This window comes from Streptomyces sp. Tek67B01, assembly GCF_055231995.1.
Genome location: NZ_JBUYUY010000001.1, coordinates 459071 through 471919 on the forward strand (window position 1 = coordinate 459071; position 12849 = coordinate 471919).

Genomic DNA, 12849 nt, shown 5'->3' on the forward strand with positions numbered 1-12849 from the left:
TTCCCGCTGAGGCACTGCTGACCACAACAGCGGAGCCGGCCACGACGGCCATGACGACGGCCGCCCAGAAACCCCGGCGCGCGAACAACCGACGGCCACGATGCCTCGGGCGACTACCGCGGGGATGACCGCCGGCACGGCGGCCCCCGGCGCGGGACGCCACCGATGAAGAGAGTGGGCGAGGGACATGTCTGTCTCGCTCAAGGGGCATGTCTGTGCTCTCTTTCACCACTGCGTCCGACCGGACCATCTGCCCGGACCACACCCAGTGGTCGCCGACGGCCGAAAAGGTTGCCGCGTCACGCGAGGATCACCCGGCGGCGGTGACGGTGCGCGGACGTCAGTCAACGGCAACCTTCCCCGCACCGGCGGCAACTTACCGGCGACCCCTGGGTGCTGACGTCCGCGTTCGCACGCACGCGGTCGTTGCGATCCCGCCCCCACACACCGCCGTGCGCGGCCGACCCGAGCGGGTCGTTCCGGGCAGGGCCGAAGCGAGGAGTAGCCCCATGAACGAGACCGACCCCACGGTGGAGGGCCGCGGCCGACGCTCCGGCCCGACCGGTGACCCGCAGCGTCCTCGGGGGCGTCATCGTCGGCGACGCACGGTACTGGGCCTTTCGCTCGGTGTGTCCGGTGTCCTCGGCCCCTATCTGCTCTTCGTGCAAGTCGACTCGCAGGCCGCCACGGTGGATCCCGGTGCCTACTACGAGTTGGTCTCCGTACGCAGCGACAAGCTGCTGGACGCGCCCGGAGCGGACACGTCGGACGGCGCGCGGATACGGCAGGCAAGCCGCGTCACGGGTGCCGCGAATCAGCAGTGGCGGCTGATCCCGGCAGGGAACGGCTACTACGAGCTGGAGAACCGCGGCAGCCACAAGGTCCTCGGAGTGCGGGGTGCGTCCAAGGACCCTGCCGCCGCCGTAGAGCAGCAGACGGACCGTGGTTCCGCCGCGCAGCAATGGAAGATGAGGGACGCCGGCGACTCCGCGGTGAAGTTCGTCTCCCGGAGCAGCGGCATGGTGTTGGACGTGCTGGGCGGCTCCGGCGCCGAGGGGGCGCCGCTCATCCAGTACGCCGACCACGGCGGCAGCAACCAGCGGTGGAGGCTGGTGAAGGCGGCCGGCTCCGGCGGGTACGCCTGGCACAACGCCCAGATCGTCGGCGGCGGGTTCGTCACCGGGCTGGTCTTCAACCCCTCCCGCAAGGACCTGCTGTACGCCCGGACCGACATCGGCGGCGCGTACCGCTGGGACGCGAGCGCCGCCCAGTGGACCTCCTTGACCGACTGGATCGGCGGAGCCGACTGGAACCTGCTGGGGATCGAGAGCCTGGCGACCGACCCGGTCGACCCGAACCGCCTGTACCTCGCGAGCGGCACCTACACCAACGGCTGGGCGGCCAACGGCGCGATCCTGCGCTCCACCGATGAGGGCAGGACGTTCCAGCGCACCGACCTGCCGTTCAAACTGGGCGGCAACGAGGACGGCCGGTCCATGGGCGAGCGCCTGGTCGTGGACCCCTCCCAGCACGGCACGCTCTACCTGGGCACCCGTAAGAACGGGCTTTGGCGCAGCACCGACTACGGCGTGACCTGGAGCCAGGTCGCCGCTTTCCCCGTCAAGGACGGTGCGAGCAGCGGCGTCGGCCTGTCCTTCGTGACCTTCGGGCCGTCCGGCAGCCGGACCATCTACGTCGGGGTGGCCGACAAGACCACCTCCCTCTACCGCTCAACCGACGGCGGCAGCACCTGGCAGGCCGTGCCCGGCCGGCCCACGGGGCAGTTGCCGCAGCACGGTGTGCTGTCCGGCGACGGCTCCCTGTACGTGACGTACACCAACGCGCCGGGCCCCAACGGGGTGACGGCCGGTTCGGTGTGGAAGTACACGCCGTCCACCGGGGGCTGGACGAACGTCTCACCGTCCAGCGGCAGTTACGGGTTCGCCGGCCTGGCGGTCGATCCCCGGCACCCGTCCACGGTCATGGTCACCACGCTGGACCGTTGGTGGCCCTCGGACGAGGTCTACCGGTCGACCGACGGCGGCGCCTCCTGGAAGGCGCTCGGCGCGACCTCGGTGCGGGACAGCTCCGCGGCGCCCTACGTGGGTACCGGCATCGGTCACTGGATGGGCGCCCTGGCCGTCGACCCCTTCGATTCCGGGCACGTGCTGTACGGCACGGGGTCGGGGATGTGGGGCAGCAACGACGTGACCGCGGCGGACGGGGGCCGGGCGACGCACTGGACCATCCCGGCCAAGGGCCTGGAGGAGACCGCGACGCTCGGACTGATCAAGCCTCCCGGTCTTCCCTTGATCAGTGCGCTCGGCGATGTGAGCGGCTTCCGGCACGAGGATCTGACGAAGGTCCCCTCCAAGGCGCTCTCCGACCCCTTGTTCAGCAACACCACCGGTATCGATTTCGCCCAGTCGAAGCCGCGGTTCGTAGTACGGGTGGGGCTCGGCGGCGCGCAGCACGGCGCCTATTCGGCCAACGGCGGGGCCGACTGGGTACCGTTCGCCGCGTCGCCGGTGAGCGACGCGGGCGGCGGCTCCGGGGCTGTCTCGGCGGACGGCGCCACCGTGGTGTGGACCCCCGCGGGCCAGGTTCCGTACTACTCGACCAGCCGCGGCTCGGCCTGGACCGCGGCCTCCGGTCTGCCCAAGGACGCGGTCGTGGTCGCCGACCGTTCGGCGGCGAACGCCTTCTACGCCCTCAGCGGCGGCACCCTCTACGCGAGCAACGACGGCGCCAGGCACTTCAGCGCCCGCGCCACCGGCCTGGGTGACGGACAGCTCAAGGCGACGCCCGGCATCGCCGGTGACCTGTGGATCGCCGGTGGAGGCAACGGCCTGCGGCACTCCACCAACGGCGGGGCGAGTTTCGTCAAGCTCGGCGGCGTGGAGCAGGCGAGCGCCATCGGGTTCGGCAAGCCGGCCCCGGGCGCCGGATACCAAGCGCTCTACCTCAGCGGGAAGGTGAAGGGCGTCACCGGGCTGTTCCGTTCCACCGACGGCGGCTCGGGCTGGGTCCGGATCAACGACGACCAGCACCAGTTCGGCGGACTCGCCGTCAACGTCATCAGCGGCGACCCCGACGTGTACGGCAGGGTGTACCTGGGCGCGTACGGCCGTGGCGTGGTGTACGGCGACCCTTCCTGACCGAGCCGGTCCGTGGACGGCGGGCCGGTTCCGGGAGGAACCGGCCCGCCGTGCCTGGCCGTCATGCTCCTGAGCACAAGGCACGCTGAGCGCACCTGCGTCCGCGCCGCCCATCAAGGGCCGGGCGGCACGGTCCGAATCGTCAACGAGTGCCCGTGGCCCCGCACCCACGCAGCTCGGCCGCGACGACCAGACCCCCGCCGGGCTCGACGATCCCACGCCGGCGGGCGTCCGGTCGCTTGGACGCCGTCAGGCGCGAGGCCGTTCTTAGATCTGACATCACTGTGCGTTTCATGAGGTGGATACGGCCCGCACCGACGGGGGCCGCCTGACGTCTCGTCCTTCTCGGGGCGGGCCGAGGGATCGTCGTGCCGCTATCGGCCGGCGGTGGTCGCGCCCGTCGCGGTCAGTACGCCCGCCCCCGTCGTCTTGGTGAGCTTGGCGGGCAGAGCGCTCGCCGGCTCCAGGCCCGCGTTCAGCTTCGGCGTCCAGTTCACGGCCGCCTCGATCTTCTTGCCGGAGTGCTCGGCGTTGTACGCGCCGACGAGGTCGGTCACCGTGCCGTTGACCAGGTTGCCGCTGCCCGCCACCGCGCCGGTGCCGTCCCCGCTGAGCAGTTGCGAGGCCTTCCGGCCGTCGGAAAGAACCCAGTAGTTGTTCTGGGCGACGACCTGCGCGTCGGCGCGCGAGTTGATGCTGTAACTGTGGGCGTAGCCGTTGAGCGTCGCCGTTTCGTAGTAGTTGTCGTACAGGTGGATCTGGCCGACCCGGGCGAGCGGGGCGCGCTGGACGATCCCTTGGAAGAGATTGTGATGGAGCGTCACCCGAAGCTTGGTGTCCTTGTCGCTGCTGCCGATGAGCATGGTCTTGTCGTGATTGGTGAACCGGTTGTACTCGACGGTCACGAGGTCGGAGGCGTTGGTGATGTCCAGGGCGCCGTCGTGGACCTGGTACTCGCGGCCGAAGTAGGAGGGGTTCGAGCTGTCGTAGTGCGGGCCGTCGCCGAACGTGTTGTGGTCGGCCCAGACGTGGGTGGAGCGGCGCACGGAGACCGCGTCGTACTGGGAGTTCCAGTTGCCGGTGGATCCGTCTGTCGGATCCCACTGGGGGGAGCAGTCACGGGTGTCGCTGAAGCTGAGATTGCGGATGATGACGTTGTCCGCGGTACTCACCTGGAGGCTGCCGCCGACGATCCCCGCGCCGGAGCCGGGCACGCCGACGATCGTGGTCGTGGAGGGAACGTTCAGGACGACGCGTGCGGCCTGCCGGGCTTGTGCGGCGGCACGCGCCGATTCCTGTGCGCCTGAGGGCAGCTTGGAGCGGCCCCAGGTGGCCGGGTCGTAGGCCTTCAGGTACGAGTTCAGCGAGTAGCCCGTGCCGGCTGCGTAGTCGGCACAGGTGAGGGGCTTGCCGGAATCGTCGGTGTTCATGTCGATCGCACCTTTGATCCGGATGATCCTCGGGGTCCCCTCGGGGCCGGCCTTGAGGGCTTTGGCCAGCTCGGCGCGGGTCGAGACGGTGAAGGTATGCGCCGCGTCGGCGGCGTGTCCGCCAGTGGTGCCCGAGCCACTGGCAGCCCAGCCGTCGTTGGCGGGCAGCACCGCGTGCGCGAGGTCGACGGTGGCGGCGCCCGCGCTCATGGTCAGCGGCACGACGGCGAGACCGGCGGCCACGAGGGAGGCGGCGCCGACCAGGGCCAGGCGTTTCGGGGCGGGCGAGCGGCGGTGCGATGAAGCAGACACGTGATGTCGATCCTTCGGTGAGGCGGACTGTCAGTGCTCAGTTGCCGCCGCAGCGCGATAGGTTGCCGCCCGTTGCCGCCGACCTGGGTCGAGGCCGCGTCATCTTGCGCCTGGCCCTTGGGGTGTCACTGGACGGGTCGGTGCCGGCACATCACGCATGGCGTCTCACACACATGCCTCGGCGCGCGGATTCCACGCGACTCCAGCCGGTACGTCCGTGAAGGACCATTCAGCTGGTGCGCGCGAAATCACCCCAGACCGCGGCCTTGCCGGCAGGGGTGGTGGCCTCGGCGCGGTAGCCGTCGTCCTTGGCGTCGCGTCCGCCGGGGGCGTGATCGTACTGACCGGCGAAGACGTGCTGGCCGGCCGGGACCGTCTTTCCGGGCTTGAGGGTCCATCGGTAGACCAGGAAGCGGCCCTCCTCGTGGACGGAGACGTCGAAGTCGGCGGCGGGGCGGGTCAGCCAGCTGCCGGTGGTCTTCACCCCGCCTCCCAGGGCGATCCGCAGTTCGACGGTGAGAGCCGAGAGCGCGCTGCGCGTCTTGAGGGTGACGTTGCTCTGCGCCCAGTAGACGTTGCTGTGGGGGTCGACGGAGCCGTCGGCCCACAGCGGACCGTCCGACGTGCGGGCGCCGGCTGCGGATGGCGTCGGGCGAGGGCCGGTCGGCGCGGAGCCGGAAGGGGACGGGCCGCCGGTGGTGGGCCCCGCGGGGGTCCGGCTGGAGTCGGGCGCGGCGGGGGTGGACGGCGGCGCGGCGGAGGGAGTCCCGGCCGGGGAGGGCGGTGCGGGGGTGGGGGTGCCGGCGTCGGTGGCGATCGTGGTCCGCGGCGCCTCGGGGGCGCGGACGACGGCGACGACCGCGAAGCCGCCCACCGCCAGGGCGCCGGTGGTGGCCAGGGTCGCGAGGATGACCTTCGGCCAGGGCAGGGCCCCGCCACGTTCGCGGTCGTGTGGGCGGCCGGGCGGCTGTGGTCGGGTCGTGCCGCGCTCCACCCGGGCCAGCATGCGGGCCCGGTCGGGCCGGTGGGTCTCGGCGCTCCCGCGCAGCAGGTGGCGAAGTCCGTCCGTCATCGGTTCTTGCTCCCCACCAGTTCGCCTGCGGCCCCGGCACCGAGCAGCCGCTGCAGTTCCGCCGTCCCCTTGGAGGTCTGGCTCTTGACCGTACCCACTGATATGCCGAGCACGTGCGCGGTGTCCTTCTCCGAGAGGTCGAACGCGTACCGCAGGACGACGCAGGCGCGCTTGCGGAACGGCAGCCGGTCCAGTGCGGCGCGTACGTCCATGACGGCGGCCACGTCCGGCCCGTCGGTACGTTCCGGGCGGTGCGACCAGAACAGCAGTACGCGCCGTCTCTCGCGCACCGTGCTCCGGATCCGGCTGCGGGCGAGGTTGGCCACGACCCCGCGGGCATAGGCGGCCGGGGAGTCGGCGCGGCGGACCCGGTCCCAGCGGTGCCAGAGCGCGACCATCGCGTCGGCGGCGAGGTCGTCGGCGGCGTCGGCCTCGCCGGTCAGCATGTAGGCGAGGCGGGAGAGTTCTGCGTGGTGGCGTTCGAAGAAGTCGTGGAAGTCATCGGACGCCTCATCGGTGGTCATGGCCTCGGTGCGGCCTCTCGGTGCGATGTGGGGCGTTCCCGGGCGGGTGCGGGAGCGTAGCAGCCCGTTCGACGGTCGTTCGGCGGCCTCGGCCGGCCGGGGGCGGTTCTGCGTGGTCGTGCCCATCAGAGCGTCGGGCTCCCGCCGTCGGCGCCGGCCGAGTAGGAGCGGGCTGTGTGGGTGGTCGCCGCCCGGGCCCCTGTCAGCCAGAAGGGGTCCGGTCCCCCACCGGCGCCGAGGCCGGTTCGGGCGTTGGCGTACTCGGCGAACAGGGCGAGCCTTCGACGGCCGACGGCGCGGTGCTGGGGGGAGGCGGGGGACATGCGTGGTCGCTCCTAGGGGTGAGGTGCACTGTTCCCCCTCAGTTGCCACCGCGTACGGAAAGGTTGCCGCTGATCGTGGAAATCCTCACGAGCGGCTCGTCCCGTCTTGAACCAGGCCTCGGGGCCGCCCGCCGTCGCGGTGTCGTGGTCGGCCGTCGGCACACCACGGGGCACCGAGCCGGCGGCCGTACTGACCGCGGCGGGCGCCTCGGTCGCGTCGAAGAATGCGGCAGACGCCGGCAGACCTCTCCGTGACCGGGCTCCCCACGAACCGAATCGGAGCGCGGATTCGGACTCACCGTCTTGTTCGTCGTCGGGCCTGCCGATGCGGCCGGCCGCCTGAAATCCGGGAGCCGGACCGTGGCGGCCAGACGACGACCCAGTGGCGTGCGGCGCCGCCACGGGGGGCAGTCGAGGGAACTGCACCGTAAACCGTGACGCGGGCAGACAACGCAACGGCGCCCGCCTGGGACGGCGGGCGCCCTGCACAGTGACTTCCCCCCGAAGGGTCAGGCGGCGCGGGTGATGTTCTCCGCCTGCGGGCCCTTCTGCCCCTGGGTGACGTCGAAGGTCACGGTCTCGCCCTCCTGCAGCTCCCGGTAGCCGTTCCCGGCGATGTTGGAGTAGTGGGCGAAGACGTCCGGGCCGCCTCCGTCCTGGGCGATGAACCCGAAGCCCTTTTCGGAGTTGAACCACTTCACCGTGCCACGCGCCATGATCATTCCCTTGTACATGCCCTTACGGCGATCCGAGGATCGCCCCGGCCCCCGGGTGGAAGCCCGTTCCCTGCCTACCCCGCTGGGCTTCGCTCCACACCCGCCGTCCCCCCGGTGGTCGCCGTTGACGTGAACGACGCCGGGCGCCGGAGCCGTGTCTACGAACCCGCGACCTGGGTCAGGACTTGTTCAGGTAGGTGAGAACCGCGCGGACACGGCGGTTGGTGTCATCGTCGTCCGTGACGCCGAGTTTGCCGAACAGGGACGTCGTGTACTTGCTGATGGCGCCCTCGCTGAGGAAGAGGCGCCGTGCGATGGCGTGGTTGGACAGACCCTCGGCCATCAGGCCGAGCACGGAGTACTCGCGCTCGGTGAGCCGCCCCAGCCCCCGGTCGGGGGCGCTGCCCGACAGGAGCTTCGCGATCACGGCCGGGTCCATGGCGGTGCCGCCCGCCGCGACGCGCTCCAGGGAGCCGATGAACTGGTCGGCGTCGAACACGCTCTCCTTGAGGAGGTAGCCGACGCCGCCGGAGCCGTCGGCCAGCAGTTCGCGGGCGTACAGCTGCTCGACGTGCTGGGAGAGGATCAGGATCGGCAGGCCGGGGGTCTCGGCGCGGGCGGTGAGGGCCGCGCGCAGGCCCTCGTCCGACTGGGTCGGGGGCATGCGGACGTCTATGACGGACACGTCCGGGCGGTGCGTCCGCAGTGCTTCGAGCGTCTCGGGCCCGGTGGCTGCCGTGGCCACCACCTCATGCCCGAACGCCTCGATCAGGCGGACCATCCCGTCGCGCAGGAGGTACAGGTCTTCGGCTACGACTATTCGCATGGCACGGCCATCCTGGCACGGGTCGGGCCGCCTTGGGGACTGGTGATCGCGAGCGTGCCGTCGAAGGCGGCCAGCCGGCGGCGCAGGCCGGCGAGTCCGCCGTCTGGCCTGATGTCGGCCCCTCCCCGGCCGTCGTCCTCGACCTCCACGACGATGCCCGTGTCGTCCCGGACGAGGGAGACGCGTGCCCGGGCCGCCCCGGCGTGCTTGACCGCGTTGGTGAGGAGCTCGGCGACTCCGAAGTAGACGGCGGACTCGATCGGCGGGTCCAGGCGCAGCGGGCCGCCGGCGCTGACGGCCACGCCGAGGGGGACGTCCAGCGCGAGCGCGCGGACGGCGTCGACGAGCCCGCGCTCGGTGAGGACGGGAGGGCTGATACCCCGTATCAGCTCGCGGAGTTCGGTCAGCGAGGCGGCGGCGCCGGCCCGCGCCTCCCGCATCAGCGCCTTGGCCTGCTCGGGGTCCCGGTCCATCAGCCGCTCGGCGGTGGCCAGGGAGAGCCCGAGTGCGACGAGCCGGGCTTGGGCGCCGTCGTGGAGGTCCCGCTCGATGCGGCGGATCTCGGCGGCCTGCGCGACGGTGGCGTCGGCGCGTTGGGAGGTCAGCTCGTCCACCCGCTCCGCCAGCGCCATCGCGGGCGAGGGCCGCAGGAAGCGGACGGCCACCCGGTGGAGGGACCGCCAGGCGTACGGGGCGCAGCCGACGGCCACGACCAGGGCGCACGCGCCAACGAGGGGCGCGACGGTTTCGGGTCGGGCGAGCCCGAGGAGGGCGACGGCCAGCGCGGCCGGCGGGAGGGCGGCCGCCACCCCCGCCGTGAACGGGGCGATGACGGCGAACCGCAGGTCACGCCAGGTGGCGGGGTCGCTCCACCACAGCCGCATCCGCTGGTCCATGACGGCGTCCCGGCGGCTGCGCTCATAGCTGAAGCCGTTCCACCAGTAGCCGGTGGACAGTTGCGTCACCGGCCCGGCCTCCCGGTACCCGGTGGGGATGTGGGTTCCGGTCCACCGCGCGACGAGGAACCGGACCGCCCGGCAGACGGTCTGCGCCAGGGCGAGCGTGCCCGCGCACACGATCACGGCGGGCCCGATCCACGACCACGGGTGCTCCGCCCCGCACCACACCCCCAACCCGACTGCGGCGGCCCACACCACCGGCACCAGCATGCAGACGGCGGCGCCGACGCATGCGCGCCCGAACCCCACCCCGGCCCGCACCACCCAGGAACCCACCTGTCCCATGACTCCCCCTCGCTTCTCGTTCGCTGCCCCCACTGTGCACTGCCCGCGGCCCGCGACGTCCCGGCTAGGCCGGGGAGTGGGGCCGGCCCCACCCCGCTGTGGGCCCAGGCCGATACCGCGTCATACGGCTGCTCCGTAGCGTCACAGCCATGGAAACCAACGCGAACACCACGACCACCGACCCGGTCCTCCTCAACTCCCCTGCTGCACGCTCTGCCTTCGGCGCGAATCGGGTCAACGTCAAGATCTACGGCGCGCTCACCGCCGCCGCACTCCTGGCGGTCATCGCGGTCGCGAGCACGGGTCACATGGTGAACCCGTTCATGTGGGTCCGCGCGATCCTGCTCCCCCTCATCGCGGTGCTGCTCCACCGCCTGACCGTCTCCGCCTCCCAGGGCTCTCGACGCGCCTTCGAGCGTCTGCGCGGCATCTCGATCGTCTTCCCGATGGCGATCGTCGGTGTGGACCTGATCCCGGGCGTCTGCCCGTGGTGGTACGCGGCGATGCAGGCTCTCTGCGTACTCCCGGTCGTCCGCGTCGCCCTCACGATGCGCGGCACGACCCTACGAGCGGTGTTTCCGAAGACGCGCTGACGCGCGCCGACCCCGAGCCGCTGCGGATGAGGCGCCGTCCTCTCGTTCCGGCTGGAGCCCGGCCGACAGGGGCGGTGCGCCACCGCTCGGTCGGCAGTAACTGCCCTATGGGAGTCGCCATCTGGCAGGCTTTGATCATGAACATGCACAGTGTGTTGCTCTATGGGTGCGCGGTGGTGGTCGTCGTGTCGGGCATCCGGCTCCTGGCGACGCTAGCGGGAGAGCGTCGCGAGGAGATGGCTCCTCCGCCGGCCTTGCTTCGGGCGTGGCAGCGGCCGGTCCCGAAGGCCGCCGCGGGTCTGGTGGCCACCATGGTGGTGCTCGGCGTGGCCCAGGCGGTTGTTCCCGCCATGATCGATGCGCTGGAGCGACACCCTCATGGTGCGTGGTGGCGAGCCGTGACAGCCTTGCTGGTGCAGTCGTCGGGATGGTTTCAGCTCTTGGTCAACCTGGCCTCGCTTGCCATCGTCGCTCCGATCGCCGAGCGGCAGTTCGGCCCCTGGCGTATGGTCCTGGTCTTCGCGACGAGCGGTGTGACGGCGCAGACGGTGAGCATGGCCGGCTGGAGCCTCCAAGGTGGCGGCGACTCGGTGGCGATCTGCGGCCTCGTGGGCGCACTCGCCACCTGGTACGCGGCGCGCGGTAGCGTCGTGGCCCTGCGCTGGGTGGCTCTCCTCATCCCGGCCGCAGGTCTTGTGCTGTGTCTCCTCACCAACAACCACGGCGTGGGCCTCCTCGTCGGCGGCGTGCTGGGAGTCGCACTGGCAGCTCCCGCTCGCCCACCCCTGGCGGCATGACTCGGGGTGGGGATGGCGGCCGGATAGCGGACGAACTCCGCCACCCACCTCTCAAGCAGGGCCGTCGGGTACAGCCCCCTGCCTCGATGCCGGGTTCACCGGTCTGTCGGCCGCCTTCGCGGGCGCCCCGAATCGGGCCAGGTAGTGCCACACCTTCTTGACCGCCGGCGGGTCAAAGCGGTCGGCACGTGCTGCGTCGCCGACGATCCTGGGATCGAGCACGCCGTCGACCGCCATCCGCGTGCCCAAGTCGACGTACTCCTGGCCGCGGTAGCCGGGGTGACGCCGGAGTTCTTCGACCCCGAGTCGAAAGCCCGGGTGCCACTCCACCGGGCAGCCAAGTCGCAGGGCCGCGGCCTCGACCGTCGTGCCGCGGTAGCAGGGGTCCAAGACCAGCGCCTCCGCATGGCAGCGCAGCCGTACCGGCCCGTGCACTTGGGCCTCGATGTAGTCGTCGAGCTCGTCCTGGCTATCGGCGAGGGCGAGTTCGAGGAGCCCCATGCGGGCCGCGACACCGAAGTTCGAGGGTTCGAGGAAACTGTCCGGGTAGCAGAACGTGGTCCGCGCCGGCGTCTCGGCACCCAGTCGAAAGTGGGCGGATCCGAATCGTGGCGCCCCGCCGACGGGCTTGCGGCGGAAGTTCAAAGCCCCGTAGACGGGCCGCTCATGAGCAGGTGCCTCGTCGTACGCCCCGTCGAAGATCCGGCTCTCCCATCGCCATCGGTCGCCACCTGGATACGCGGTCAGTCCGCCGTTGCCGGTCCCCGTGACGAACTGCGAGCGGTAGACGCCGTCCTCGGCCAAGGTGTCCAGGATCGGCTTGCCGTGCACCAGTCGGTCCGGGTGGAAGTTGAGGGTCACCCGCAGCGTCGGGTCCACAGGAGGGCCCGACGCCATTTCCGCGACGTGGTGAAGGGCCCGTTCCTGCGCTGTCCGGGAGCCTACGGAGTTCATCCGCACAGTGTTCCCCAACTCGATCGATCGCCGCACGGGGATTGTCCGCCGGCAGCTCGCACCCGTCCCGGCGTCACAGAGCGCCGCTCGCCCGGCCTGTGCGGCGACTCAACCGCTGCGCTCCCCCCGGCCAGGCGTCACACGCTCCTCAGGCGCGTGTGCGGCGCCGGTAATAGTGCACGGTGACCACGGCCAGCAGCGGGCCCCACGCCACCATCGGCACGTAACAGATGTTCATCAGCCACTCGCCCCACACCGTGATCGCCATCTCGCCGTGGAGCGTCGTCCAGACGAAGAGCACACCGTAGACCGTGCAGGCGAGTGCGCCGAGCGCCGCTGGCACGACCGCGGCGGCCACGGGGATGCGTCGGCCTCCCAGGCGCGGGATCCACCGCGGCCACATCTCGCCCCAAGGCCGGACCAACCCCAGCGTCAGCCAGGCCAGCCCCTCCTGCACCGCGCACAGCAACGGCAGGACGAGATACCCCCAACCGGGTAGGAGCATCGCGTCGTACTCCGACTCGGCAAGCCCCAGCGGAACACCGACCACCACGGCAAGCCGCCACAGCGCCGAGGGCAGGGACACCCATAAGGTCGCGGCCGCCGCGCGCCGAGCCCACAAGGGGACGGCCGGAGCACTCACGAGGTTCGAGGGCGCGGGCAGCGGCGCGGTGATGGACACGAGGGCAACTCCTAGGGTGGCGGGCTTGTTTCGACACCCCAGAGATTGTCAGGCCGCCCCGTCCGACCGCGTCCGCCCGCAGGATCGGACGACGTCCGTCTTGAGGCGCACTCACGTAGCGCGGAGTCAGACCTCGGACTCAGTATCCACCTTGAGTCATAGCCCGGTTGGGGTGGTCATCCTGCGTGGACCTCGTCGCGCTCGACGAGGACACCGCG

The 12849-nt window shown here is 71.3% G+C and carries 12 protein-coding genes; 3 read left to right on the top strand and 9 right to left on the bottom strand.

Annotated features, from left to right (window positions below):
* Positions 1 to 509 precede the first annotated feature (509 nt).
* A complete protein-coding gene (locus tag ACV7NM_RS02220) occupies positions 510 to 3158 on the top strand; it encodes an RICIN domain-containing protein (protein ID WP_463408602.1) in 2649 nt (882 codons plus the stop codon).
* Positions 3159 to 3532: 374 nt separating this feature from the next.
* On the opposite strand, the gene ACV7NM_RS02225 is transcribed toward ACV7NM_RS02220, so the two are convergent.
* The 7 genes from ACV7NM_RS02225 to ACV7NM_RS02255 form a co-directional block, all read right to left on the bottom strand.
* Positions 3533 to 4900 (bottom strand): pectate lyase family protein, encoded by a 1368-nt coding sequence (locus tag ACV7NM_RS02225; RefSeq protein ID WP_463408603.1) that lies wholly within the window; start codon positions 4898 to 4900, stop codon positions 3533 to 3535.
* Positions 4901 to 5129: 229 nt separating this feature from the next.
* On the bottom strand, positions 5130 to 5972 hold the full coding sequence (locus ACV7NM_RS02230) for a hypothetical protein (protein ID WP_463408604.1): 843 nt from the start codon (positions 5970 to 5972) through the stop codon (positions 5130 to 5132).
* The gene (locus tag ACV7NM_RS02235) at positions 5969 to 6496 is read right to left on the bottom strand and encodes a SigE family RNA polymerase sigma factor (RefSeq protein ID WP_463408605.1); all 528 of its coding nucleotides are present in this window, start codon (positions 6494 to 6496) and stop codon (positions 5969 to 5971) included. Before ACV7NM_RS02235 ends, ACV7NM_RS02230 begins: the two co-directional genes overlap by 4 nt.
* A 125-nt stretch (positions 6497 to 6621) precedes the next feature.
* Positions 6622 to 6819 carry a hypothetical protein gene (locus tag ACV7NM_RS02240; protein WP_463408606.1) on the bottom strand — a complete coding sequence of 66 codons (198 nt, stop codon included), beginning with the start codon at positions 6817 to 6819 and terminating at the stop codon, positions 6622 to 6624.
* A 509-nt stretch (positions 6820 to 7328) separates the two neighbouring features.
* Entirely contained in the window at positions 7329 to 7535 is a 207-nt protein-coding gene (locus ACV7NM_RS02245) for a cold-shock protein (protein WP_136215775.1), read from the bottom strand.
* A 178-nt stretch (positions 7536 to 7713) separates the two neighbouring features.
* Complete coding sequence (locus ACV7NM_RS02250) at positions 7714 to 8361, bottom strand: response regulator transcription factor (RefSeq protein ID WP_463408607.1); 648 nt, start codon at positions 8359 to 8361, stop codon at positions 7714 to 7716.
* Entirely contained in the window at positions 8352 to 9605 is a 1254-nt protein-coding gene (locus ACV7NM_RS02255; RefSeq protein WP_463408608.1) for a sensor histidine kinase, read from the bottom strand. Before ACV7NM_RS02255 ends, ACV7NM_RS02250 begins: the two co-directional genes overlap by 10 nt.
* A 149-nt stretch (positions 9606 to 9754) precedes the next feature.
* Between ACV7NM_RS02255 and ACV7NM_RS02260 the strand changes: the two genes are divergently transcribed.
* Together ACV7NM_RS02260 and ACV7NM_RS02265 are read left to right on the top strand one after the other, a co-directional pair.
* On the top strand, positions 9755 to 10198 hold the full coding sequence (locus ACV7NM_RS02260; protein ID WP_463408609.1) for a hypothetical protein: 444 nt from the start codon (positions 9755 to 9757) through the stop codon (positions 10196 to 10198).
* Positions 10199 to 10335: 137 nt separating this feature from the next.
* Complete coding sequence (locus ACV7NM_RS02265) at positions 10336 to 10995, top strand: rhomboid family intramembrane serine protease (protein ID WP_463408610.1); 660 nt, start codon at positions 10336 to 10338, stop codon at positions 10993 to 10995.
* A 51-nt stretch (positions 10996 to 11046) separates the two neighbouring features.
* Here ACV7NM_RS02265 and ACV7NM_RS02270 read toward each other — a convergent pair whose 3' ends face one another.
* Both ACV7NM_RS02270 and ACV7NM_RS02275 read right to left on the bottom strand, forming a co-directional pair.
* Positions 11047 to 11949 carry a DUF3626 domain-containing protein gene (locus ACV7NM_RS02270; RefSeq protein WP_463408611.1) on the bottom strand — a complete coding sequence of 301 codons (903 nt, stop codon included), beginning with the start codon at positions 11947 to 11949 and terminating at the stop codon, positions 11047 to 11049.
* A gap of 148 nt (positions 11950 to 12097) precedes the next feature.
* Positions 12098 to 12631 (bottom strand): hypothetical protein, encoded by a 534-nt coding sequence (locus tag ACV7NM_RS02275; RefSeq protein ID WP_463408612.1) that lies wholly within the window; start codon positions 12629 to 12631, stop codon positions 12098 to 12100.
* Positions 12632 to 12849 lie beyond the last annotated feature (218 nt).